Raw genomic sequence first — 25,507 nt, forward strand, 5'->3', positions numbered from 1 at the left:
ATCAGTAAACAGTAGTCGGCGTCACCTCATGGAGTTCCAGGTAAGCATTCATGATTCGATCCGATTCAAACTTAGCTACGTTAATAAACCCCTGCCGAACGAACTCAGAACGTGTTGTCTCATTTTGTAAGGCGAGCAAGGCTTCGGCAAACGCTTCAGGCTTGGTAGGATTGGCGTACAAGGCCGCTCCCCCACTTACTTCAGGCATCGGTTCTATGTTGGTCGTGATAACGGGCGCCCCACAAGCCTGGGCCTCGATAAGCGGCCAGCCAAAACCTTCCGAAAACGAAGGAAAAACAAACGTTTCGCAGGCGCTATATAAAGCAACTAAGGTTTCATGGTCTGGCTTGCTGATCGAAATAACCCGATCCTGCAAATCCAGCGATTGAGCCAGTGTCTTTAATTCATCGTCAATGGCCTCGCCAGCGTAACAGATACTCCCCGTCCACTGTGGGCCGAGAGCCGCCACCATATCCAGGAGCATCCGCCGGTTTTTCCGGGCCATACCCGAGCCAACGTGTAATACGTATGACGCAGGTAACTTTACTCCTTTTTGGGCAAGCGTCGTCCGTGCATCGTCCGCTGACATTGGCCAGAAATCGCCGTTGAAGGTGTTGTGGATCACGCGCCAACCTCTCTGATTTGCTGTTGGAGTACCGGCCAGTTCCTTTAGTTGAGTCAACGTAAATTGTGACACGCAGGCCAGCAGCCTGGCCCGGCTTAAATGGCTAAGAATCCACTTCTGGAGGATCTTCCCAAAGCTGGAAGCTGGGCAGTACGCATCTTCGTAACCCAATGCACCGCGAATCGCCAGCACGTCGTGACAGGTAATGCCTGTTCGCTCAGCGGGTAGATGCCCCAGGTAAGGTGCGTTTGAGTGATCGCAGATGTGAAACCGCGCGCCAGCATATTGCTGCGGTTTACGGCTCAGACGCCAGCGAAGCACCAAGGGAAATACAATCCACTTATCGACGTACCCAAGCCACTTGCCTACTCCAGAATGAGTCGTTTTGGCCCATTTACCGAAATAAACACCGGGCCGCCAGATTTCAGATTGGCAGCCCGTTCGGCGAAATCCAGCGTGCAGCATCTGCGCAAAGCGCTCCATGCTTTCCTGTCTATCTGGCAGGTAATTTCCGATTAAGATGATACGCATCATGAAAGCCGTTGATTTACTTTGATTGCGCTTAGTGGTCTGGGCTGACGCACCGAAGCCATAAATAAACCGCCAATCAATGTGCTGAAGCCTAGCGCCGTTGGTTGGGCCCACTGAGCCTGGGGAACCATCATCAACATATAGCCCAGTAATACCCAGGGCAGAAAATTCCCCTGCACCAGCTTTTTATAGCCAATCACGCAAAATTCAATACTTAATCCTACCCGTATCAGGATCATAGAGATTCCCATCATCGGTCCTAATTCGCCGATAACACGTCCCCATTCCCCTTCGGCAATTAGAAATTCGCGTGAGCCGCCCGTTATCAACGCACTACCCGCATTAGTACCCATGCCGATGCCGTAGCCCCAGAACGGTTGTTTGTACGATTCGGTGAGCGCACCCACCATCCCACCTAACCAGCGATCCCCCAGTGACCCTTTCAGTCCCCCCTCTACGTCGCTTGCGCTGGTGAAACGCGAAACGAACGCTTCAATGGGCGTCTGTAATACACTTACCTGGCTCAGAATAGCGACTACTACCAGCGCACCAACCAGCAACATAACCAGCCGCCCGGCATACTGCGGGTTGCGCAAAATGGCAATGGCGGCAAAGCCAAAGTCGATGGCGATGAACAGCAGTAAGCTCCGGCTAATCGAAAATGGAATGGCAGCTGCTAAACCAGCCGTAGCCGCTAGTAGAACTAAGCGGTTTATGCCTTCAGCATTTAGCCAGAAGTAAAAGATGAATATGCCAGCAAAGCCAAAGAAAAGGTGAAGCCCGTTAGTGAATGAAAACGTACCAGGAGGACGGAAATAACCCATAGCTCCATCAAATCCTGCGCCGGCCATATCGCCACCAACACCCCGGTTTACCCAGGCTGACTGTGGGCTGTAAAATTGAACCGCAATCAGGAGCGCCATCGGTATTGAGATCAAAACCGTCATTTTCCCCAGCTTTACAACATCGTCTCGGGTAAAGATTGACCCGATGACGAACATCAAAGGGAAATGAAACAGCAGAATGCGAGCCCCAAACAAAGCAACCGTAAGATTACCGTGCCCAATAAAAACGGCGGTATATATTCCTACAATGCCAATCAGGACCATACTGATCATGTAGCCATTGATCGGGAGTAAGCCCCGTTTCCAGGCCAAAAAAATGAGCCCAATGGCAACCGGATCGCGCACAATTAACAAAGGAGTCGCTAAGCCGGGTAGGAACCACTTACGCAACGCTCCTTCGAGAATAAGCAGCCAGAAGTATACCCATATTCCTTGCTTAAGCAGCCGATTCGGATCGACCGGTTTAGGGAGCGGTTGCCGGTTCCGAGGTGATACACTCACCTTTCGAACAACCTCCTTAGGAACTGGTAAGTCAACAATAGCCATCAACTGAAGTTTAGATGCGTTATTTGTGATAAACAGCGTTCGCTTTAACTTTGAGGAAACAGCTTTTGAATGGAGTCGACTATGGTGCCTCCATAGCGCTCCCAGGTATAGGTAGCCGCATGGTCCTGTGCCAGCTTTCCCATCTCGGGGATTGCTGACCGGTTATCGAGGAACCAGGCCAGCTTCTCGGCAATCGCTTGCGGAGAACGTATTGGCACAAGAAATCCGGTACGTCCTTCCTGGATTAGGTCAGCCCCGCCCGTGTTAGGCGTGATAATAAGTGGCAAGCCCTGACTCATGGCCTCCTGCATGACCAGCGCGCGACCTTCCACAATGGAAGGCAGGCAAAACACATCGCAGGAACGCATCAGCGCCAACACTTGATCGTGCGGGCGACCCGGCTCATACACAAAACCAGGCAATTCAGATTCGTAAAACTCCATTGGTGCCAAAGGAGAGCCCATAACCACCAGTTCCAGATCTGGACGATTGAGCATCTTTACGGCGGCAAACAAGTCACCCAGCCCTTTGCGTTGCCCCATTGAGCCAGCAAACAAAACGCGTAAGGGCCGACCAGCAGAGTTTGGTTTATGATCCTGACCGTTTGCTGGTGCCGCTAATGCTGGCGATCCGAACGGGGCCATGATTGCCCGCTTATTTACTGCCCAGGCCGGAATCGAATCCATCACAAACTTGCCGGGCCCTACGACAACGTCAGCCAACTCAAGCTCCTCTGTCTTACGTTCTAATTTAGCCTGTGAATCCTGGATACCTCCACCTAGCGTAGTAGCCCAGGCGGGTAAACGTTCAGCCTCTTCCAGCATCAGTTTACGCCCGGTTTCCCAGTAGGCAATTGGTAAGTCATAGATACAAGTTAAGCCGAGTTTTTTAGCCTGACGGAAGGTAGCCAGAGCACCATCTTCGTAGGCATACACAGCGTTAACGTTGTGTTTATCCGATAATTTTAAAAGCCGTTGGGCCGTTATTCTGTCAAAATTTTGATATACGGCGTCTATGCTGGCCCAGCCGCTCTCGTGCCGAACGAGTTGATTAAAACCCAGTTTCGGAAAAGCAATCCGGGCAACCTCCCGGTAAGGATGCGTCCGAATCTGCGTCAGTGGAACTGGAAATGTCCGCCGTAGCCATTCGCTGCGTACACTACCGGGTAGTAGCTTCACCCAACGAGCATCTGGGTTGGCCGCCAGGGTGGTATTGAACTCCGCCAGTACACCCGCCCTTAGCAGCGCTGTAATCACGGCTCGTACATTGGCATTACCCGTCGGGTGTGAGAGAACGATCATTAAATATTTTGATTAATATAACTTGATGAATTGAGTAATTGAGGGCCTTGATTTTTATATGTCCGTAATTTTTAGGAACAAACTTTCGCCCTACTACAATCTGGTAACCAATATCTTCTATTATAGATAGATTCTGCCAGTAGTACCTTTTACCTTAGTTAGGCACTAGGTAAACGACTTTCTCCGACCTAGGAGACCAGTAAACATTTTAAGAAAATGGCCAGATAACACAATTCGGCCGAATCGTTTTACTCCTCCCGGCGTAAACATTTTAGCGAAATGGTATTTGCTAAGAAAAATATCTATCGCCAGATCAATCTTTCCGTTAGATATTGCCTGGCCGACGGCAACTCCGGCTCTACTTTTTAACCATGCATCCTTGTATTTGATTGATTCCTGCGGTACAGCTGTATCTTTAACCATGAGGTAGGATATCAACCCACTTTCGTTACGTGGGTTAGTTGACACGGCAACTGCCGACAACCGATACTTTGCTGTGAACTTGTTCACAAAATGAATTTTCTCCCCTGTTTGACCAACTCTGAATCCAAAATCAAAATCACAGGCTTCACCAATTGGTCTATACTTAACTTTTTTAGCTAAGTCGGCATTTATCAAGTATGCATTATTCGGAAACTGTTGCACTAAACCCGCTTCCAGGGAAGTCAACTTACTTCCTTCATACTGTTCTGTCCTATAGAAAGCTTCATTGAACGTTCTGGATGATTTCTTAGAAATCACACCATCATTAGAAATAATATATTGTTTGCCATAGGCGACACTAATAGTTGGGTCATTTATGTAGCAATTGACCAACGTTTCTAAAGCATCTGGCACCAGCAAATCATCATCATGCAATAGCATAATTTTATCTCCACTGGCTAGGTCAAACAGCCTGTTCACGTTATGTTCCTGACCAAGCGAGGGCTTATTATGAATGTGTTTTATAGCTATTGATGACGTTGTTTGTAGCTGTTCCACAACTGACTTCGTCAGCTCATCCGGCGAATCATCGCCTATAATGATTTCATACGGAGCATACGTCTGATTGAGGCAGGACTGAATTGCTTCAACAACTAGTACTGGCCGTTTATAAGTCGGAATTAAAATAGAAACTTTGATCATTGTTTCTGGCTATTAATTAGGAAACAGGGCCGACATTCCATCAGACTTGAGCAGTCGATTGAACCACTGGGTATGTGTTCGTAGCTTGAGTTGACATCCAATTCAACATGTTTTCTCCAATGGCTTCCCAGCTCCGGGTGGACCAGAACCAGACATGTAATTGCTGTCGGCGCCGATTACTCTCCTCATTAGAAATAATTTCGGGGTTAACCACCAGTTCTGATGGGCGGAATATGGCCCCACCGGGTGGCTCATCCAACGTTACCGGCACTTCGCAAACTACCGACACGCCATGTGCAGCCAAAGCTGCGAAACTGCCTGATTTCCGTAAACTGTCGGCATCTTGTTTCACTAAGGCGGCTTCTGCTTTAAGCAACTCCTCAGATACCTGAGCAGGTTTAAGAACCCCGAGTTGCACTAACATTCCGGCCCCAAAGCGCTCTTCAGCAAGAGCGGCTTCCTGAAGAGCATAATTATTGTCCGTGGGTCCGATTGAGCGTATCTGCCGTAAAACACCCCGGGCATGCATTTCCACAAGTAAAGGCATATAGGCCTGAAGCGCCCACAAGCGAGTATGCGCTAAGCCGAAAACTACCCATACTCCAGCTTCACGTGCGCTGGTTAGACCCACTCCGGGTTCGATTGGTAAAATGTTAGCGCCAACCAGCGCAAGATGAACCTTGTGCTTTCTTAACAGTGACTCCAAATCCTTTTTTTGCCCAGTGGTGACAGCCGCAATGCCACCGGCTATTTTTCCAATCTGCCCAATCGACCATTTGGCAAGCCGGTTACGGATGATCTGGTGAATTCTCAGCTTGCCACTGCCATTCCAGGCTTCGTGCACAAAAACAAAGATGTGATTATCTGGATTAGCGGCTTTAAATCGGCGTAGGGCCAAGATCAGACCAATCGGCAAACATGACCAGGCGTAACTAGCCGGTGTATAATTGAGTAGTATATCACTAGACTCTGCTGACGTACTAGAAACCTTCAGCGCTTCCTGCCACCGCATAACCGGTACCGGTCCGAGCGTCGATGACACCATTGAGTCGGGAACTCGCTCAACTCCAAAATGTATGGACTTGTAAAAGTGCTGTAATGCCTGAGCAGTTTGATATGAGTAATCGCTTACTCCACAAACACTTGGCGGAGCCGTCGGAGCAATAAGCACTAAGCGCTGATTGGTTTTGTCAGTCATGTTCAGATAAAAATTATGGTAATTGGATAGCTATTTAAAAGTGACTTTTCGATGGCAATGACAACAATCGCCTACTTACTACTCGATTTTGCTCCGTAACTTTTTCCAAACAGTTACTAGAAATTCTTCATACGCTATTAGTTACGAAATACTTTCTTGCTTACTTACGCGGTGTAAGCTTGTCGATAAAAATCCATTGGCTTTAAGAAGTTAACTAACGTTTCTTTGGCCAGTTTTCCTCGGTTTTGGTATTCTTCTTCAGTCATGGCGACGGCTATTCGCATACACCGCGCCAAATCTTCTACATTCCCGGGTTCAGCAATTAATGACGCCTGACCACCTGCCTCGGGCAGTCCACCATCACGCGTCACAATAGACGGAACACCTACGTTACGTGCTTCAATAGGTGTCAGGCCTAAGTCTTCCTGGGTGCGGGCGGGGGCCAACAACCAGCGGGTCGACGACATATATTTTTGCTTTTGAGCATCATCGACAAAGCCCGGCATAATCACGTTTTTTAAGTTCAACTCGTTGATAAGCGACAAAACGACGGGCTTTAAGGGGCCATCGCCTAGCAATGTGAGCGGGTGCTCTTTTGAATCAAACCCGTTTAGTGCATAAGCCTTCAGAATTTCCTGAATCCCTTTGTTTTCGATCCATCGCCCCACAAACAAAAATCCTTTACGCTTTTCGGGTGGACACCAGCTGGTTGGCAGTCGGCAAACGGTGGGGACGCAGTCGCTTTTGCTTGATTTTTTGCCTGCTTCCCAGGTTCCCCAGACGAAATTGGAGTTATACCAACGCCGGTCAGCAAACTGGATCGAGAAACGCCAGATCAGATTATGTAAATTGAATTCGGACAGCCGTCGGTTATGAACCGTCAGGAAAACTTTTTTAGCCATTAACCGAGCGGGAAAAACGATATCTGGGGGCATGTTCTGAACGTGCATGACATCCGCCCAGGCCAGCAGTTTTACCAGTTCTTTAGATCCTCTCTTTACAAAATATACATCCTTACATATAGCTTCCGCCGACTTAACTAAATTTTCAACGGGCTCTGCTCCTTTTACTATTTTGAAACACAGTTTCACATTGAATTCTTCCCAGGCAGAAGCCGCTTCTGCCAACGCAATCATATAGGCTTCGATACCGCCGTATACGCCTTGAGATGACCCAATGATGAGCAGGTTTTTCTTCATTACCGTTTTGTTAGTTAGCGTCATTTTTAAGCTTCACGATTCTATGAATCCCGTAGACGATGTGCATACACACCTGCACAATACTGGTGAAGATGTTAAGCCAAAAAATACCTTTAAGTGATGATACGTCGATGATTGATACACCTATGATGATAGCGATAATGCTAACCGATATCGAAATGATGGGATTGATGACCCATCCCCGACACGTACAAAGGAAAAATGACGATGCGGCCACGAAGCTGATAGAACTACCAACCATCATGATGATTAACTCACTCTGCAGACCTTCGTATTGTGGGCCCAACACTTTCAGGATTTCCGTAGAGAAAACCGTTACCGCCAGCACAATACAAACCGCCAGCATAAGAAGACCTATCTGAATGTTAATGTATTGCCGAAGTACTGTTTTCCGCACGGCTGGGGTTCTGCTGAAACGCGGTAAAACAACCGAGCCAAATAATACGGTAAACGCCGTGAGCGCAACGGGCAATCGGCCCAATGCCCCGGCTTGGGCAACACCGGCCGTTGAGCCATAAATGGAGATAAGCCAGATTGTGAGCTGGCCCGATACACAGTAATAAATATCGACGGGAAGCAGCCGCTTCACCATACCGAGAATTTCTTTTCGGATGAGTGGGTTAGGCTTTGGCGTATCGTCGGCATAAGCCGCAGATATTTTTCGGATCTGCCGGTTAGCCCACAGTTGAGGAATGCCCGCCGAGAGAATAGCTATAAACGTGAATGGAAACGCGAATATGCTTGCTGCAAGCAGCGCCAGTCGTCCTAGCGCGACGCCCACCTGAATTTTTTGCAGGGGCGCTACCTGCTGGTGTAGCTTGGGTGCAATCTCTAACAATGTACCTGAAAGCGACGCCCAAAAAGCTGGTATCAACGCCAGCACGATTAGTACTGACATCAACCAATCGGCTTTATGAAAATGAAGCAGATATATTAATACGGGTACCGCGAGTGCCAGGCTACCAATGGCGAACTTCTTTCTTAAGTCGAAGCCGGTTACTAAAACTTCTCCTAATTGCTGACGGTCCTGCCAAACTTTTCCGCCCTGCGCCATTACACCAATAGCAATGCCGCCATCGGCTAGAACAGTCATTGTCCCTAGCATGGTATTAGCCAGTGTGTACAAAGCGTACTCATGCGTGGGAAGCAACCGAATGACCAGAATACCGCTAACGAAGCCTACGGCCTGTACAGCTACTTGAGCAACTCCGGTGATCGAAACCAGCTTTACCAGGTTTATAGCCTTAGCGTATGCTGGTTTTGTATAGAGTTGCGAAATGACTGCCTTCATAAATCTACATTTCTGTTCGTTACCCGTTGAGCCACGAACTCTTCTAAATCTAAAACTGAGACTTTTAACTACGGCTTCGCCCTTTCAGTCCCATTCGGGACCTAACAAAAAACAAAAACTTGAGTACTTCTCAGCCTAACTATACCTGACTACTCCAGAACCGCTGTAGTCGCCAGATTCACTTTCAATACAACCTGCATAGAATCCAGGATCACTGTAACAATTTTGCCATCCTGGCGAACAACCTTACCTACCATGTCGCGGAATGAGCCCGAAGCAATTGCCAGCTGGTCTCCAGGCTTCAATGGCTTAGTCTGAATGAGTTCATGATCTACCTCATTCAGCATCGTTTTTATAGCCTCAATCTCTGAATCCCGGACAATAGCTGGCTTGCCCTGCCAGAATAGATAGCGAACCAGGCCAGGCACCCCAAATACAGTGTGCCGCTGATGTTCAGCCAGTCTGACAAAGCAGTAAGAGCGAAAAAGAGGCTCCTCCACCGTTTTGACACGATCTGACCACTGACGTTTGGTTTTGATGAGAGGGCAGTACACCTCTATGTCCATTGCCCGCAGCTTCTCCGCAACAATCTTTTCATTACGGGACTTTGTATAGAGAACGAACCACGACATAGTCATACTTTTTATCAACAGCCTAGAATTTAGCCTACTCGTCTCAGTAAGCGCCACGTTTGGCATAGCTGTAGCCATAGCCAAAATCTTCGCTATTCGGATAATTGACAGCGTTAACAATCACATTCAGTGATTTGAACCGATGGCTGTCGCGCAGGTCCGCCAGGAAACGCATGTAGTTGCGGGGAGTATACTCGTGGCGTATTACGTAAAATGCAGTATCTACGTAGGGGCTAAGCAGCGTAGCATCAGCCAGCATGCTCACAGGTGGGGTATCAAGAATTATATAATCGAACTCTTCCCGAAGCTTGGTGAGCAACGGTTCAATTGCACCATTCGACAACAGTTCGGTAGGGTTGTGTGGAATCGGTCCGCTCGGAATAACGTACAAATTAGGATGCACCTGAGTCTGTTGAACCAAACCATCATAATCAGCCTGACCGCTCAAATAGTTAGAAATGCCTCGACTCTCACTATTGGCCATACCCAGATACTGAGCAATTTGCGGCTTCCGTAGATCCAGTTCGAGAACAATAGCTTTCTTATTGAGAAGCGCCATACTCAACGCCAGATTGATACTAACAAAGCTTTTTCCTTCACCACTTACAGAAGACGTAATCAACACAACCTGACCAACGGGCGAAAGATTCTGTGCGGAAGCATATTGTAGATTAGCCCGAATGATTTTGAACTGTTCAGCAATCATACTGTGGCTGTTCAGATCAATGATATTATTCTTCGCCTGTTTTGGCTTTTTAACAATCTCCCCGAATACCTGAATACCTGTTTCTGCTTCAATCTCCCGGCGGGACTTAACTTTATCATTCAGTACATTCCCTGCACTGATAAAGCCCATCGGAATCAGTAAGCCCGCGAACAAAGCCAGCAGATAAATACTACTCCGGTTTGGCTTTATCGGGTAAGGCGAGCTGTAAGGACGATCCATTACGCGACTATCGGTCACAGCAGACGCATACGAAATAGCCGTCTCTTCCTTCTTTTCCAGCAGTAGCAGGTACAAACTCTCTTTGATTGCCTGCTGCCGTTTGATATTCAGAAACTCACGCTCTTTACGAGGAATGGTTTTAATTGATGACGATAAACGGCCATTAAGCTGCTTCAAGCTATTTTTAGTGACCAATAAATTTTGCCGCTGATTAGCAACATACTCATTTACAGCATTTTTTGTGTTAGCAATTTGGCCCTCAATTGTTTGTCTGAACGGGTTACCTGGCTGGGTAGTTCGGTTGTATTTCTCCTGCTCTGACTGAAGCTCACTCAGTTTGGTTAATAATCCAGTAAGCACAGGGTCATTAGCCATTGCCATAGCCGGTGCTGCGCCAGATACACTACTTTTAAGATATTTCTCAACGCCATTCAAGGCTTGCAGCTGAATATCAACATCATTCAGTTTAGCGTCATTCCCTTTAACTGCTTCGAATATTGAGTTGCCTTCGGTACTCAGATCAGTTATCCCCTCTTCTGTTTTGTAGGACTCAAAGTTCTTCTCAACATCACTTAATTCGCCCGTTATCAGCTTCAGCCGATCATCAATAAAACGTAGGGTGTTTGTTGCTTCCCGGTTTTTGTCAGTAAGTGCCGTGTAGGCATAATCTTCCATTAGCTTACCCAGAAAGGCCTTTCCTTTAGCCGGAACAGACGATTCTATACCTAATTTAAGTACCGTACTTTTTTGATTAATGAGCTCTACTTTTAAGGAAGCCTGATAATCTTGAATAACGTCTTCCTTATCAGAGAAGGCTACTTCAACTACGTTGTTTTCTGGCCTATAGAGCGAATCTTTCAGAAATACCCGGAAGTTTCCATACTCATTTTTGACGTTCCGATTGAAAGGAAACCGATCCTTTACCTGCCCTTCTTCATTCAAAATTTCGTACTCTTTCTTACTTTTAATACGAATAAATATCGGACTTTGGTAGGCCAAAGGATTCAGGTCAGCCACAGCAACTCGGATCGGTGACGTTTCAAAGACTTCTTCCCGTTTGCGTACTTCTCCTTTCTGGAAATAAGCGACCGTTAAGTTTAAATCGTCAACTACGCGTTGGATTAAACTCCTCGATTTTAGGGTTTCAATCTCATTTTCAATATTTTTTTCTTCCGAGGGGCCCTTCGGACTTTTAGAAATGTCTTCGCCAGACAGGCTTTGGCCGTCCTTTTTTATTAGAAGAACAGAATTTATCTGATAAATAGGAGTGATACTACGAAGATAAAAATAAGCTCCGCATAAAGAAATTCCAATCGCTATGACAAACCAGTACCAATAGCGCAGGTATTTAGCAAAAAGCAGTCGAAGATTAACTGGTTTTTTTACGTCCGAATATTGATAAGAATTGTCGACCATCATAGTAATTATGAATAGAATGAATTGTTAGCGCAAAAAAGTTACGTAACAAACTCTAAATTATCTTATTAAGAGATTAACTAATACTAATAGCGTTGAGGTAACTCCCAGGAATATTGGCAAGAGTTGTACAGTCCGATCAGTTGCGGTGAGTTTTCCGTTACGTGGCTCAACGTATAAAACATCATTATTCTGAGCAAAAAAATAAGGAGAGTTTAGTAAATCGCGTGAGGTGAAATTCAAACGAACCACTTCACGTTTATTGTTAGTTGTTCTGATTAAAACAACATTATCTCGACGACCATAAATTGTTAAATCACCAGCCATTCCCACTAATTCTAGAATGCTTGTCTGGTCGCTGAGCAAGTTAAAAACGCCGGGTCTGTTCACTTCGCCTAATACGGTGACTTTATGATTTAGTTGGCGGATAGAAACTCCGGGATCTTTGACATATTCGCTCAATTTTTCTTTTACCAACGCATTAGCATCTTTTATAGTTAATCCAACAAGTTTTATTTTTCCAGCTATGGGGAGCGTAACATTACCAGATGCATCGACTATATAACCTAGTGGTTGCTGTCCCTGACTAGTTGACCCCGGAAAAACTGTAGTATTAACAGTACTCGTATTTGGAAAATTGAAAAGTCTATTTGATTCTTCGCTGGTACTAGCGACAACAATGGCCAAAATATCACCTGGCTGAATTGTTGACATCACTGGTTCTATCGGCTTTAACGTACTGTACCGTGCGGTATCAATATTTTTATTTCCTTGAAAATAAGTCACTGATTTTGTTGAAACACAGGAGCAAAATAGAGCTACTACCGCTTGAAAACCTAACAACTTGAGCCAGTATCTGCTACTATTTTTGCTTTGCGTTAATTTGCTCATAATTAGCTCCTTATAGTGAATAATATGACGTAATTCCTGAATAGCCTACCAGGCATTTTTGTCGCCTTTAATCATTGTTGAAATCGTCCAGAAGAACACGGCCATGTCAAGACCAAAGGATTGTCGCTTCACGTAGAATAAATCATAGCGAACGCGATGCTCCATTTTCTGACTTTTATCTGTTTCGCCACGAGCTCCTCTAATTTGAGCAAGTCCTGTAATACCAGGCTTTATACAATATCGATTCCGGTACGGTACCGAAGCCCAATGATAAGCATCATGCTGTACAGCATGTGGGCGAGGGCCAACAATACTCATATTTCCAAACAAGACATTAAAGAACTGTGGTAATTCATCGAGGTTAGTTCTTCGTAAAAACCGACCTACGCGAGTGACTCGATGATCGTTAAAACTTGTCTGTTTGAACTCGTGCTGTTTCACATTATACATTGTTCGAAACTTCAGGCAAGGAAATGTCACACCTTTATAGCCCGTTCTCGCCTGAATAAATAGAATAGGCCCTCGAGAGTCAAGTAATATGATGAGGCTAATTATTGGAAATAGCCAACTTAAAACGAAAACAATTACAGTTAAAGAAATTAAGATATCTACTATCCTCTTACCTAGTAATAAGTAGAAAGACTTAGTTTCTTTGAGAAGAAAATTTTCATCCTCTTTCCACTGTAAAAATACTTTTGTTGAGCTTGCTGAAGAGAATGATGGCGCACTACTACTAATGTATTTCTCCATCTTTTTTTGATTATTCTTAGTCTCTAATGCTTTTACGTCCAGATTTCGGTTGTCTTTCCTTGGTGGAAAATATATTTTATCCATAACGTTGAAAAGATGGGTTGAAGTAGATCAATTACTCATAAATTCTTTTAATGTATTCGTAAGAATTAGGTGTTACCTGTAAATTATTTCGCTAATAATTCAAAGCATTCATGCTAATCTTTCTCTCTAAATCCAATACAATATTAGACATAAATAAATAATCCAACTGACAACTTATTCAACGGGACAAGCCTCAAGGTTGTATAATTTTGTTAACCTTCTTACGGTTCATCGTATATTATTTATTTTTATGTAACTTATAATTTATATAATTAAACTAGGCACAACTCTAGTATCTAGATAATTTTTTCAGTAAACATAAAGATTTACCTTTTTTAATGATATTTTATGATTTCAAATAAGTATAGCTACAAAAGTTGTCCATAAAATTCAAAATATTTTTTGTTGCATTATACCAAGATATTTTTTACTTAAAATTTTACCAGTAAAAAATATTATTTTTTACTAAGACTTATTTTTCAGAGAAAGGCTGAAGTTGTTATCCATCACTAGATGATGTAGCATTACCAGGTATATTACACACTTTGATTAATTATGCCCCTTATAATTATTCTTATAGTTGCCAACCGAATATTTCGACGCATTATACTACATCCAATAACCGCCCGCTACTACATTAATCGATATAATTATAATTTGTATTGCATTATTAACAATCTACGCGAAACAGTTATCACTCTACATACTGTCGTTCCTTAGATTTGATTTACAAGCGCTATACATATTCTGTAGTTTATAAGTATTTGTACCTTAAATCTGTAGATATAGTAGCTTTTCATATTGCTACAGTCATCTAGTTTAAGATCTCTCGAATAGAGCAGTCGTTTATGAGGAGGATCCAGTATCCTTGTAATTAAGTATTTTCCGTCGTAAGGCTATTTCGCAGATTTAAACTGTCCCTTAGCGTTCTGTATAGAATCCGCCAGGAACCTGTTCGAAGTAGCAACCCTACTTTCTGTCCGTATCCAAGGTGCTGCGTGTAGTATGATATGATAAAGTTTCGTTTACTAATAGCCGCTTGCTTTACTGCACGGAGATCAAGATTGACATTTGGCTTAGTGAATATCTTCTCATTAATTGTTTCCAGCTGCTTTAAACATTCTACTATTTGCTGCACACTATTTTCTTGTAGAAGCGGCCCGAAATTATGACTAAGACAGGCTAGGTAACTCGGCCCAAGCTGGTATTCATTGCCCATGTAATAGCGCAGATTCCCAAGCACTTGCTCTGCATGAGCGGTTTCGTATTCCTGCTTGCGTAATACCTGGTGCAAGCTGGAGCTGGAAACTCTGTAATCTAATAAGACCTGCTCTACGTTATAAATCCTGTACTTTCTCGACAGCGCCCAGAAAAGCGCATAGTCTTCTGCATACTTTTGTGCGTAGCCGCCCACTTCCAGTACAGCAGAACGCCGATACAGCACCGACGGATGGTACATTGGCGATATGAACGCCATGTTATAGTAATGATAGCCGGCAGCAAACCTGTCGACACGAATGACTTCTTTGTCTTCGCCAATCACCCGAACCCAACAGGAAAGTAAAGCGCAGTCTGGGTGCGCAACCATATATTGATACTGTTCTCTCAACCGGTCAGGATAACTGATATCGTCCGCGTCCATTCGAGCAATCAGCTCAGTTTTGGCTAGCTCAATGCCTTTATTCAGCGTTGTGGAAATGCCAAGATTTGTCCCGTTCTGATAGAACCGGATGCGCTTATCGGTAAATGACTGAACGATTTGTGGACTACTATCAGTAGAGCCATCGTCAATGATAATGAACTCAAACTCCTCTAGTGATTGGCCAAGAATGCTTTCTATTGACTCCACCAAATATTTTTCAGCATTGTAAACAGGCATTAAGACTGACAACACTGGTTGATTCATATTCGATACAAGTACTTATTGATGTATTTTGGAAAGTATGACGAGAGCAATTTAACCCCTTTGTATGCTAAAGGCGATCGGTATGGTAACTGCGCTTTCCATAGTAATCGCCGAAGATGGGAATCGTGAATTTGCCTAGCATCCAGATAATTCTGCAGCCATTTTAGAAAATAAGCGCGTATCTGCGAATAGTTACCAAGCTGCTGAACCGTGTGCATAATGGAGTTCATCCGTTGACGATAGCGGTGTGAACATGAAGAGGTAATATAAACAGTAGCGTGCAGATACAGCTTACTTAAGAACGCCTGATCTTCATACATATTCACAAATGACTCTTCAAATAGTTGTTGCTGAGCCAGTGCCGTTTTAATCATCATACCCGACATGCTAGGTGCTTCGCCTTCACCCAACGGATAAAGATGATACATCAGTTGGGGCGGCTCATACAACCGGTTCGGCTCGGCTCCAATCAGTTTCGGAATATCTTCTTTTTTTGGATCAGACCAGCTGTACCAATACTCCGTTGCTTCTAACAAGACGTCGGCTTTCGGTTGCTTTTGCATGATCTCTACTTGCATCGACAACTTATTGGGTAACCAGATATCATCCGCATCTAGAAAGGCCAACAAAGTACCAGTAGCTTGCTGAATACCTACATTTCGGCTGGCGCTCAGCCCTCGGTTGGCGTGGCCATCGTGGTCGATGTATCGAATTTTAGCCGGATATTGCTCCGCAAACTGCTTACTCAAAGCTGTGCTCCCATCGGTCGAACCGTCGTCTACCAGTAGCAACTCCCAGGCGGTGTAAGCCTGCGCCAGAACACTGTTTACAGATTCGGCAAGAAATACTTCTTCATTCAGAAAGCAGATAACGACGGATACTAACGGGGTTTGCTCGGGTTTCATAGCCTTGCTTAATTACGGTACCACTGGGCAAGCTGTTTATCAAATACAGGTCCGCTCCAGTCATTAACCTGAAAACGATTAAGTTCAAGGGCTTGACTACGTTTTGTTATGAGCCCTTCATTCGTAGTCACGGCAGCCTCAAAATGCTCTTTTTGTAAAATTGCTACGGTTGTATCATTATAACTTCCGTAGGGGTAAGCAAAGAGGCTGACTGGCTTTTGTATTAAGCCCTCCAAAAACGATCGGCTACTGTTTACTTCTACACGCTGTTCATGGAGCGAATGATGAGTCAGTGCGGGGTGGGTAATCGTATGAGCGCCTATACTGAACAGGGGGTTGTTTATTAACTGCTTGATGTGATCAGGCGTCATACAAATCAGCTCAGATCCGGTGGAGACAAGTTGACCCGTTTGTGTACGCAGTTGGGTCATTACGGCTTGCTGCTCCGAATGGGTGAGCGGTTTGAGCCGTTGCCAGATATCTAAATAAAGACGGCTACGCCTGGTGGGTGGTTCGCCTGTCTCGGTCCATGTCCACTCCTGGTGGTTGCGCTGGAGTGCAGGGGTCAGAGTAGCCTCATCATTAAGATCCGCATTAAGTGTTTCTTCCGAAATTGTTAGCGTTAGGGTTTGAGGTAACTGCTCTGCATTCAGTAGGATGTCCAGAAGTTCATCCCACCAGAACGGAATTTGTTGCTGACAATTTTGAGTGGTAATGAAAAATGTCGCTGGAATCTCGAACTGCTCAAGAAGCGGTTTAGCCTGGTTGAAGTTATCAATGTAGCCGTCGTCGAAGGTCAACGCTACGCTTCGGTCAGGCACTGAGTGCGCTACCACTTGTTGCGCTAGTTCGGCTAATGAGATCGGAGTCCACTTTTGCCGTAGTATACGCAAATGTTCTTCAAAATGAGCCGGGCTTACGGACAGCTGCCAAGGATCATTGCCGGGTTGATCTACGCGATGATACATTAGTATGACAGCCCTCGGCTGGCGATACGTAAGGACTTTATGCAACCATTGCCAAATCAAAGAGCTGGAGATTTAACGGCTTTTGCCGTGATGATTACCTGATAATGTGGATCATGCTGATCCAGTTGTTCTTTTGTCACTTCGGCTACGCCCATGCCGTAAAGAAAAGCCGTAGCAATAAAGACGTTTCCAAACGTACTGATATCGACGTGGTCAGGTGAGAAAGCTTCGGCTAACAACTTCTTCATTGAAGCCGCTGTAAACGACCAGAGCCAGTTGTCATTCCATTCATCATGGTCAATGTGGCTGATGCCGGGCACCGTTAGTAGTAGCACTCCACCTGGCTTTAAGATCCGTTCACACGTCTTCAAAGCACCCTTAATGTCGTAAATAAGGTGTAATGTCTGCGTCAGGACAATACAATCAAAGCTATCACTGGGAATGTGAGGAGCCTCACTTAAGTCACCGACAAACGTAGCCTCCGGATTGCCGCTATGCACGTGCAACACATCGCTTTTTGTCACCTTCCCGTTGCCAAAGCGTAGCGTATAGGCGTTGTCACCAATTTCAAGCACCCGCCCCTGAATGAGGGTAGCCTGATCCTGGAGGAAGTTTTCGATGTAATACCGGTCCACAGGCCCACCCCGGTCATAGCCGAACTGCCGGCTAAACGGTGTAGTACGTTTAAAATCGCCCGGCCTTATCTTGCCCATAGACGGTGTGAAGCCCGGACGAAGACCCGTCTGATGAAGCCAGCGAAAAACAAACAAAGGAACCCTGTTCTTCAGTTGAGATTTGGACTTAGAAGCGATTGTCATGAGTTGGTACTTGACGTATAAAGTAGGGCTATGTTGAAGCAGGAACTTGCTGACCGCCAGCTTTTCCGATGCGTACTGATTAGTACGAAGCCGCCGGTATATCTCCCCTGCATAGTAGTCACGCCAAAAACGAACTCCCTGCCGATAAGCATGCCTTTCTGCCTCATTTCGCAGGTTTTGTTCTTGCCTCGAAAGTACGGCTAATGCCATAGTCAGCATTAGGGAATAATCAGAGGACATATTACTCTGGTGCTGGCGGTAAGCGGCTATCTTATGTGTATGATGCATCACTGGATGCTGACGTGCAATGTTGAGGAACATGTCATAATCCTCACAAGCTTTTAGGCTTGTATCATACTGATACGTGTCAAATACTGACCGTCGGTACATAACCGTAGCGTGCATACCAATGTAGTTTCCCCGCAACAAGTGTAGGTAATGACCAGTAGGCACAGCATCGTTCACGCCCCCTAATTGTTTATTATGTACGTCTACGTTATCGTAGCCTCCCGATACAAAAGCAGCATCTGGGTTTTGCGTCAGGTGCTGTACGCCAATAGCAATGGCGTCCTTGTATAACCAGTCGTCCGCATCTAAGAAAACGATGTAGTCTCCTTTGCTGTACCGTACTCCAGCATTCCGGGCGGCAGACAAGCCCTGATTTGTCTGGTAATAGTAATGCACATCTGGATATTGACTGGCTACAAGGCTTGTAGTATCCGTCGACCCATCGTCGACAACAATGACTTCAATCGGTGAGTAAGTCTGATTTAAGACACTATTGATGGCCTCAGCCAGAAACTGACCATGGTTGTAGCAGGTGATGATAACGGATACAAGAGCTGGATTATGCGGTACCATAGTTACTTCTGTCAATGCCAGCTGTTTCTAAACAGGCCGAATTATACTCACACCTTTATCTTCTGTCACCTGGGTCAACTTAACAGGTAATTTAGGGCGGATAGCACCCATCCATTTACCGCTAAAATTCATGTGACTTTCACGATAATCTTCCACGTCGAACGTCAGACATTCTTGATAATAGTATAGTTCGTCCCAGTTATTCCTGTACACGATTAGTGATAGGTAGTAAGAGCCGTCATTCAGCAAGTTGCCCGGAATGGTGCACTCACCGGCCACCAAGCCCTTCTCAACCGCAGTAAACGACGACATAACATCGAGCACGGCCTCTCCGCTAAACGCAAACAGATGTAGCCCCGTCAGCAAATTCAAATCGTCCTGCATTACCCAAAATTCGAATTTTATGGTCAACGGCGTTCGTACGTCGATGACCATGTCAAATTCATCCAGCTGCGGCAGGAGCTCTACCGATTTTATGCGGATTATATCGTTGCCGGGTGCTTCCTTCTGATTTACCCAAGCCTGGCGCAAGTGGTTAGCCTGCGCCTGATTCGTGTACTGATTTGTGATCAGCTGAATCGGCCCCGTTGCCATCACCTGGCCCCGCTGCAACCACAATCCATGCTGACATAATTGCTCAACGGCTTGTAAATTATGGCTTACGAACAAGATAGTACGGCCATCCTGACGAGCAAAATCGTGCATCTTACCCAAACATTTCTTTTGAAATTCGGCATCGCCAACGGCAAGCACTTCATCAACGATCATGATATCAGCATCGAGGTGAGCCGCTACGGCAAAAGCCAGTCGTACGTACATGCCAGACGAGTATCGCTTAACGGGCGTATCAATAAACTGGGCAACGCCCGAAAAATCAATGATTTCATCAAATCGGCGTTTTATCTCCTGGCGCTTCATGCCCAGTATATACCCACTCAGGTAGATGTTTTCGCGACCGGTAAGGTCTTCGTGAAAGCCAGCGCCCACTTCGAGCAAACTGCTTAGGCGCCCCCTGCCGCGTACGGTTCCCTGCGTGGGCCGAATAATACGGGAGATAATCTTCAGTAACGTAGATTTTCCTGACCCGTTACCACCAATTAAGCCCCACACCTCGCCCTGTTTCGCTTGAAAATTCACTTGCTTCAAGGCCCATATGTACGATTGATCTACCAGCTGGCTTGATGGCTCATCAGGGTACTGAAACGGATCTGCTTTTTTGAGCACTTTCATATTCCACCATTGATGAAGATCATGCCTGAATGACCCGGTACCCGTTGTTCCTAACAGATACCGCTTCGATACATTGTCGACCTGAATAGCTATATCGGACATGAAGTTTTAAAGAAAGTCCATTAACGTTTCCTTCTGCCGGTTAAAGAGAAGAACTCCTACCAGTAACAATAGCACAGCAGACATGCAGCTGTAGGCGAGTTGCAACACCGTAAAGTCGCCTTCGCCCAACAACCCATATCGAAAGGCTTCAAAAACAGGGGTCAATGGATTACAATTTATTAGCCAGCGATTCTTCTCGGAGACAGTGGCAACGGGATAAATAATTGGCGTTACAAACATGAACATCCTCACCAGTAACGAAGACACGTTGGCCAAATCACGGTATTTGGCGGTGATAACGGAGAAAATCAATCCGGTCGCCAGACTGATGGCTGCCGTGATGAATAAAATCACCGGAAAGAACCACAGCCAGACGTTAATCCGTAACGGTACGTCTTTTAATAACCAGAAGTAAAGCAGCGCCACGGCCAACAAACCCAGTTGAATCAATAACCGAAGAAACTGAGCACTGATGATAGAAAGCGGCACAATGAGCCGGGGGAAATAGACTTTCCCAAACAAGTCTGCATTTGCCGTAAACGTCGAGGACGTACCTGTAAAGACGTCATTGAAAAAGCTCCATAAGATGGTACCCGACAGATAAAACAAAAACGGCGGAACCGTCCCGGTTGATATGCCGACCAGCTTACCAAAAACAAGCACATAAATGAATACAGTTACAATAGGCTGTAACAAGGTCCAGAGAGGGCCTAACAGAGTTTGCTGGTAACTAAGCAAAAAATCACGTCGGACCAAGCGAGCCATTAGATTTCGGTACGACCAAATTTCTAATACGTTCAGCTCCCACGAGCTTGCTTTGTTGGTAATTTCCCAATCCCACTCCGTTGATTTTAGTTTTGAACTCATTTTTGGTCCCGTTGAAGAGGTAGTCACACATTTCGCTATACTGCTCAGATTACATCTGAATGACCAGAGTAGTCATGCCTCTAAAGGTAGTACGCAGTTAATCCGATACATCCCTACCTATAAGGTATAAGAATTTGGTGGTGATCCAGGTTACCCTTGGTTTATCAAAGCGACAGCGGTGCAAAAAGATCTTTAGGCCAACCTTGGTCAGTAAAACGTAAAATAATAAACCCGAGTGTAAAAGAAAGGCTTCCTGGATGCTCTTACGCATGTTAGAATAGTTACCCGACATTTTCCAGGCGTTATAGGCGCCGTACATTCCGTACCAGAGATAGTGTTTTTTAGCTTTTTTATGAACGCGCTCCCTATAATGTTTAGGAAGGTGATATTGTATGGTGTCGATAACTATTCGCAAATCGCGCAGCGCCTGACCGGTGGTCAGTTTTTGGTCAGAAATAGATTGGTCATGACACCGGTACTCGGCCAACACTTCAGGCGTGTACGCTACTGGGTAATAGCGAGCGATACGTACCCACATTTCCCAATCCTCGCCAAACGTAACTCCATAGAATCCACCCAGTTGTTCATATACCGAGCGCTTAACGACCATAGATACGTATTGTAGTCGGTTTTGCTGAGCAATTCGGGGGAGCCAATCTGTTAAGATGCCATCATATTCTATTTCCGGCTCTCGCTGGTGATGTTGCTCCCCCTGCATATCAATATATGCATATCGACAAAAAGCAGCGCCGGCATCCGGAAATGATTGAAATAGCTGCGTAAACTTTCCATAGAAGCCAGGAAGCACCCGATCATCTCCGTGTAAGAGATGAACCAACTGGCCTTTTGCCCGATTAATACATGTTTCGAAGTTACGTAGGCTGCCTACATTTTGGTTTTGGCGGAAATAATTAACTCGTCCTTGCCCAATACGCTGTACTATCGCTTCGACATCGGCATCAGTACTGGCATCGTCAACCACTTCGATTTGCATTTGCTGGGCGCCTAAATCTTGGCTCAGCACTGACTTTAAGGATTCAATTAGATAAGTACTACAATCATAAACAGGGATCATTACCGACCACAGGGGCCTGTCTGGAGTTGAAGCTAAAGGCTTTACCACAGGAGGTGTTTGAGGAATACGATCCATTCTTAACTCCTAGTTACTATAACTTATATTTTAATAATTATCGATTTAAGTTAAAAGGCTTATGGTTAATAGATTAAGGATGTTAAATTCTAATGTAGGCTCAACCTAATATCGCACAAAATTGTATCGGTATATTCTTGGAGATTTACCAATTTTATTACTGAGCGGTACTGTGCTTTTAAAGGAACTTATCAGTTCTCGCGAAGAAATTAGCGTCTACCTTCACTAATCAAAGCTGTTTTTATAAAGCGTATGACTGCAATTCTGATTGCTCACATTTTGCTCACTCATACGGCGTTCATTATTAGCTATTTATAAAAGAAAGGTGCTTATACTAGCAGACTGAATGTAGAAAACAGTTATTACGAGCATCATTGTTAAACTGTTTATCTGCGTAGTAATTATGCTGGCTAATCAGAGCAGACCAGCTTACACGAATAACTATAAGGAGTAAAAGAAGCTCTTTTTTGTCATGAGAACTCCGTTTCTTTTAATTAAACAAACATATGTTCAAAAAAAATCACGTAACAGGCTTTAGATATTTGTCACCTTGTATCAATATAAGATAACAAAGATTTATACTACCTGCCGAAAAGCACTTAGCGTTATAAAGCTACTTTATGAGGTAGCACGCAGATGCTTTGAACAAAATAGCCTACCCTCTCAAGGGCAGGCTATTCGTGAAGTTGCTGATGCATGCATTATTAATCTCGTACTACAAACCGCTTATAATCAGCTTACGACTTGTTATGTATGCATCGTCTTTTTTGATCTGAATTATATACTCTCCGGTTGGTAAAGAAGTAACCGGGAAAGTAAATAAATCAGCTTGACTTACAGTTGTGAGCTTTATTCGTCCCAAACCATCAACAATCGTAATGGCTGCCCCCTGTGCTCCTTTAATCGTTACTTCGTTCACCGCCGGATTAGGATAGAGTTTAATAGTAGGCTCAGTATGTTCACTAGTAGCCTCGACCGCTCCAACCCTGCCTCCCCCAGTGCCTGCTTTGACCAAAAGGAATTTTTGGCTATCACTGGTGCTACAGAACGTTTGCTGGAGCACTGCACCATCAGCGGTAGATGCGTAGCGTATGTCCAAACATTTCTGACTGTTATTACCCACAATTTTATAATAGCCTTCACCCGCATCAACTAACTTGAACTGCTGGTTGGCCTGTCCATTGGCAGACCATTGATTAGCTGCGGTTCCATCGACCATCGACGCCCCGGGAATGTTAAGCATTTTACTACTATGAACCGCTTTCATAGTATAATAACCCGTGTTTAGGTTAGTCAACTGCCATTGCTGATTTGTCCCGCCCGTATAAGACCATTGAATGATAGATGCCCCGTCGGCCGTAGACACATTAGCGACATCCAGATACTTCCCACTGTGCTTTGCTTTTATGAAATACGTATCTGCTGATTCCACAGTAGGTTTAATTGTGTTAGTTGGTGCAGCAGTAGCATAAAACCGAAGGCTCTGAACATCGATGGTACGTTCATAGTTTCGGCCATTCGACCAGAAAAACAAGCGTACCGTTTTAGGACTTTGTAAGTTGCCCGTCTTATCAAAGGCAGATGTGGTCACCGGTGCGAAATCACGATATTTAATTGTGAGTGTTCCATTCGACATACTGATTTCAATAGGATCGGCGCCTGTACCTGTGGCTGTAGATGGTTTAAAATATTCACCCTGTGCAATGACCTGATTGTTCCCAAATAACTTAACAGGAACATTAGCCTGATCAAAGAAAACCTGGTTGTATATCCGAGCCAGTACCCTACCGTTGTTATCTAACACTTCAAAATAACATCCACCGGAATCGAATTGATCAGGGGCACCATTATTAGGGTTGGTTCCGTTGAACGTGATAACGCCTTTCAAAGCCCAGGCCACAAGACTACTGGTAGTACCTAAATCGCGGGTAACCGTATAAGTGGCGTTCGGCTTGGAGAAATTCACGTAGAGATCTGTACTCGCAAATCTGTCATAGCTCATGAGGCCTGTCTTCACCGTCCACTTGTTATCAAAAGAGGTATTATTTTCTTCAACGGGGTTCCGGTTCCATCCGGCAGTCCCATTCTGCACCACATTTTGCCGGGGTAATCCATTTAGTAAATCGACACCGTCCAGTGGCGACTCGGGTACTGAAGCACTAACCAGATTTTGTAAGGGTATGGCCTGTTCCTGAATTGTGTTAAGTCCATCAATTCGCCAGCGGTGCACTCCCGACCAGCCAAATTCCTCAGCATGGTAGAGATAAATGTTGCCGTTCGGAGCTTTGACCACTGTACCCAAAAGAACATTACCAGCCATACCCGGCACAGCTCCACCATCTGGAGCCTCAACACGAGCCTGAATACCTGTTTTACCAAAAATGCCGACCAGCAGTCCGTTGTCGTAGACGTGCTGCCACTTGTTGACCTGGCTGTTTTTCCAGAACTCACCGTGGTAGTTCCAGAAGATGTTTCGCTCGAACACGCTAAATCCCCCCCCAGCGTATTCTACGTTATTACCCACATCGTAAGCACCGTCGGTCGGATACTCTCCTACATACCCGACTGAAGTAGCATGAGCCGTTTTCCATAACCACTTATTGTCATTGACCCGGATGCCACCCAGATGATAACCGCCCCCCAAGGCCCCGTCAACTTTGCCATCATCGAAGGTGATCATGACGTTTGATGACGTAGTTTCACCGGTGCGTCCGCCCCCACCCTTCCATGTAATTGGTTCCCCGCCACTGTTAATGGGGGCGGTGGCATAGTCCTGGGGAGCCCCCCAAATCGGGTCGTTGTTGGCATCGAAGCCCGTTAGCGGCCGGGTTTGCCAGTTGACTGTTCCCGATGTACCTGAAAAGTTATTGACCGACTGCTTCAACGAGCCATCCTTAGTGATATGATAGGTGTATCGATTTTGAGCATCGAATGCCACTTTAGTCACCCGTATCGGACCGTTAGCAGGCAATTCAACCACTACCCATTTATTATCGCTAAACCGCCTTAAGAAGCCATAAGTACGCCCGTTAGACATAGTCAGTACATCACGAAAAATTTCGGAGATGTAAGTATGGTTAATAGTCAACACTTCGAAATAGTTGGCTGGCATAGTGGCTCTCCAATTCTTGAGCAGCGTCCAGGAGCCGTTGTTGGCCGCCAGGGGCTTGGAGTAGTCAACGCCAAACTCGAGAAACTGGGCAAAGACCCGAGTGGGGTTGTTCTGGTCGATGTAGCAGCTGTAGTTGTTCTGCAGATACATGATGCGGTCGATGAAGCTGCCACTGGCCGAGTAGTGC

Annotated in this window: 19 protein-coding genes; all 19 read right to left on the minus strand. The window is 45.3% G+C overall.

Going from position 1 to position 25,507, the window contains the following annotated elements; all coding sequences use genetic code 11:
- Window position 1: 1 nt before the first annotated feature.
- Window positions 2–1,159, minus strand: coding sequence for a glycosyltransferase family 4 protein (locus tag ACFSUS_RS21885; protein WP_381525888.1), 1,158 nt, complete (start codon window positions 1,157–1,159; stop codon window positions 2–4).
- A complete protein-coding gene (locus tag ACFSUS_RS21890; protein WP_381525889.1) occupies window positions 1,156–2,547 on the minus strand; it encodes a hypothetical protein in 1,392 nt (463 codons plus the stop codon). Before ACFSUS_RS21890 ends, ACFSUS_RS21885 begins: the two co-directional genes overlap by 4 nt.
- Before the next feature lie 44 nt (window positions 2,548–2,591).
- Entirely contained in the window at window positions 2,592–3,848 is a 1,257-nt protein-coding gene (locus ACFSUS_RS21895) for a glycosyltransferase family 4 protein (protein ID WP_381525890.1), read from the minus strand.
- A gap of 165 nt (window positions 3,849–4,013) precedes the next feature.
- A complete protein-coding gene (locus tag ACFSUS_RS21900) occupies window positions 4,014–4,973 on the minus strand; it encodes a glycosyltransferase family 2 protein (protein WP_381525891.1) in 960 nt (319 codons plus the stop codon).
- A 40-nt stretch (window positions 4,974–5,013) separates the two neighbouring features.
- Complete coding sequence (locus ACFSUS_RS21905; RefSeq protein ID WP_381525892.1) at window positions 5,014–6,171, minus strand: hypothetical protein; 1,158 nt, start codon at window positions 6,169–6,171, stop codon at window positions 5,014–5,016.
- 164 nt (window positions 6,172–6,335) lie between these two features.
- Entirely contained in the window at window positions 6,336–7,370 is a 1,035-nt protein-coding gene (locus ACFSUS_RS21910) for a glycosyltransferase (RefSeq protein ID WP_381525893.1), read from the minus strand.
- 10 nt (window positions 7,371–7,380) lie between these two features.
- Entirely contained in the window at window positions 7,381–8,682 is a 1,302-nt protein-coding gene (locus tag ACFSUS_RS21915; RefSeq protein WP_381525894.1) for an MATE family efflux transporter, read from the minus strand.
- A gap of 149 nt (window positions 8,683–8,831) precedes the next feature.
- Complete coding sequence (locus ACFSUS_RS21920; RefSeq protein ID WP_381525895.1) at window positions 8,832–9,314, minus strand: UpxY family transcription antiterminator; 483 nt, start codon at window positions 9,312–9,314, stop codon at window positions 8,832–8,834.
- 43 nt (window positions 9,315–9,357) lie between these two features.
- Window positions 9,358–11,679: a GumC family protein gene (locus ACFSUS_RS21925; protein ID WP_381525896.1), complete on the minus strand. Its 2,322-nt coding sequence runs from the start codon at window positions 11,677–11,679 to the stop codon at window positions 9,358–9,360.
- A gap of 57 nt (window positions 11,680–11,736) precedes the next feature.
- The gene (locus ACFSUS_RS21930) at window positions 11,737–12,567 is read right to left on the minus strand and encodes a polysaccharide biosynthesis/export family protein (RefSeq protein ID WP_381525897.1); all 831 of its coding nucleotides are present in this window, start codon (window positions 12,565–12,567) and stop codon (window positions 11,737–11,739) included.
- 45 nt (window positions 12,568–12,612) lie between these two features.
- Complete coding sequence (locus ACFSUS_RS21935; RefSeq protein ID WP_381525898.1) at window positions 12,613–13,401, minus strand: sugar transferase; 789 nt, start codon at window positions 13,399–13,401, stop codon at window positions 12,613–12,615.
- Between the two features lie 874 nt (window positions 13,402–14,275).
- Window positions 14,276–15,307, minus strand: coding sequence for a glycosyltransferase family 2 protein (locus tag ACFSUS_RS21940; protein WP_381525899.1), 1,032 nt, complete (start codon window positions 15,305–15,307; stop codon window positions 14,276–14,278).
- Window positions 15,304–16,212, minus strand: a complete 909-nt coding sequence (locus tag ACFSUS_RS21945; RefSeq protein ID WP_381525900.1) for a glycosyltransferase family 2 protein — start codon at window positions 16,210–16,212, stop codon at window positions 15,304–15,306. The genes ACFSUS_RS21940 and ACFSUS_RS21945 overlap by 4 nt, the downstream gene beginning before the upstream one ends.
- 8 nt (window positions 16,213–16,220) lie before the next feature.
- A complete protein-coding gene (locus ACFSUS_RS21950) occupies window positions 16,221–17,180 on the minus strand; it encodes a polysaccharide deacetylase family protein (RefSeq protein WP_381525901.1) in 960 nt (319 codons plus the stop codon).
- Window positions 17,181–17,236: 56 nt separating this feature from the next.
- Complete coding sequence (locus ACFSUS_RS21955; protein WP_381525902.1) at window positions 17,237–18,859, minus strand: glycosyltransferase; 1,623 nt, start codon at window positions 18,857–18,859, stop codon at window positions 17,237–17,239.
- A gap of 27 nt (window positions 18,860–18,886) precedes the next feature.
- Window positions 18,887–20,191, minus strand: a complete 1,305-nt coding sequence (locus ACFSUS_RS21960; RefSeq protein ID WP_381525903.1) for an ABC transporter ATP-binding protein — start codon at window positions 20,189–20,191, stop codon at window positions 18,887–18,889.
- 6 nt (window positions 20,192–20,197) lie between these two features.
- A complete protein-coding gene (locus ACFSUS_RS21965) occupies window positions 20,198–21,058 on the minus strand; it encodes an ABC transporter permease (RefSeq protein ID WP_381525904.1) in 861 nt (286 codons plus the stop codon).
- Between the two features lie 97 nt (window positions 21,059–21,155).
- Window positions 21,156–22,208 carry a glycosyltransferase family 2 protein gene (locus ACFSUS_RS21970; protein WP_381525905.1) on the minus strand — a complete coding sequence of 351 codons (1,053 nt, stop codon included), beginning with the start codon at window positions 22,206–22,208 and terminating at the stop codon, window positions 21,156–21,158.
- Window positions 22,209–22,923: 715 nt separating this feature from the next.
- A partial coding sequence (locus ACFSUS_RS21975; protein WP_381525906.1) for an RICIN domain-containing protein occupies window positions 22,924–25,507 on the minus strand: 2,584 nt, incomplete at its 5' end.

Source organism: Spirosoma soli, assembly GCF_042684525.1.
Lineage (GTDB): Bacteria > Bacteroidota > Bacteroidia > Cytophagales > Spirosomataceae > Spirosoma > Spirosoma soli.

What these genes read in the sequence shown, in the direction of transcription:
- ACFSUS_RS21960 (WP_381525903.1), bottom strand. Translation starts at nt 20,191, where the DNA reads ATGTCCGATATAGCTATTCAGGTCGACAATGTATCGAAGCGGTATCTG.
- ACFSUS_RS21950 (WP_381525901.1), bottom strand. Translation starts at nt 17,180, where the DNA reads ATGTATCATCGCGTAGATCAACCCGGCAATGATCCTTGGCAGCTGTCC.
- ACFSUS_RS21910 (WP_381525893.1), bottom strand. Translation starts at nt 7,370, where the DNA reads ATGAAGAAAAACCTGCTCATCATTGGGTCATCTCAAGGCGTATACGGC.
- ACFSUS_RS21895 (WP_381525890.1), bottom strand. Translation starts at nt 3,848, where the DNA reads ATGATCGTTCTCTCACACCCGACGGGTAATGCCAATGTACGAGCCGTG.
- ACFSUS_RS21945 (WP_381525900.1), bottom strand. Translation starts at nt 16,212, where the DNA reads ATGAAACCCGAGCAAACCCCGTTAGTATCCGTCGTTATCTGCTTTCTG.
- ACFSUS_RS21955 (WP_381525902.1), bottom strand. Translation starts at nt 18,859, where the DNA reads ATGGTACCGCATAATCCAGCTCTTGTATCCGTTATCATCACCTGCTAC.
- ACFSUS_RS21890 (WP_381525889.1), bottom strand. Translation starts at nt 2,547, where the DNA reads ATGGCTATTGTTGACTTACCAGTTCCTAAGGAGGTTGTTCGAAAGGTG.
- ACFSUS_RS21885 (WP_381525888.1), bottom strand. Translation starts at nt 1,159, where the DNA reads ATGATGCGTATCATCTTAATCGGAAATTACCTGCCAGATAGACAGGAA.
- ACFSUS_RS21915 (WP_381525894.1), bottom strand. Translation starts at nt 8,682, where the DNA reads ATGAAGGCAGTCATTTCGCAACTCTATACAAAACCAGCATACGCTAAG.
- ACFSUS_RS21930 (WP_381525897.1), bottom strand. Translation starts at nt 12,567, where the DNA reads ATGAGCAAATTAACGCAAAGCAAAAATAGTAGCAGATACTGGCTCAAG.
- ACFSUS_RS21925 (WP_381525896.1), bottom strand. Translation starts at nt 11,679, where the DNA reads ATGATGGTCGACAATTCTTATCAATATTCGGACGTAAAAAAACCAGTT.
- ACFSUS_RS21900 (WP_381525891.1), bottom strand. Translation starts at nt 4,973, where the DNA reads ATGATCAAAGTTTCTATTTTAATTCCGACTTATAAACGGCCAGTACTA.
- ACFSUS_RS21935 (WP_381525898.1), bottom strand. Translation starts at nt 13,401, where the DNA reads ATGGATAAAATATATTTTCCACCAAGGAAAGACAACCGAAATCTGGAC.
- ACFSUS_RS21965 (WP_381525904.1), bottom strand. Translation starts at nt 21,058, where the DNA reads ATGAGTTCAAAACTAAAATCAACGGAGTGGGATTGGGAAATTACCAAC.
- ACFSUS_RS21970 (WP_381525905.1), bottom strand. Translation starts at nt 22,208, where the DNA reads ATGGATCGTATTCCTCAAACACCTCCTGTGGTAAAGCCTTTAGCTTCA.
- ACFSUS_RS21905 (WP_381525892.1), bottom strand. Translation starts at nt 6,171, where the DNA reads ATGACTGACAAAACCAATCAGCGCTTAGTGCTTATTGCTCCGACGGCT.
- ACFSUS_RS21920 (WP_381525895.1), bottom strand. Translation starts at nt 9,314, where the DNA reads ATGTCGTGGTTCGTTCTCTATACAAAGTCCCGTAATGAAAAGATTGTT.
- ACFSUS_RS21940 (WP_381525899.1), bottom strand. Translation starts at nt 15,307, where the DNA reads ATGAATCAACCAGTGTTGTCAGTCTTAATGCCTGTTTACAATGCTGAA.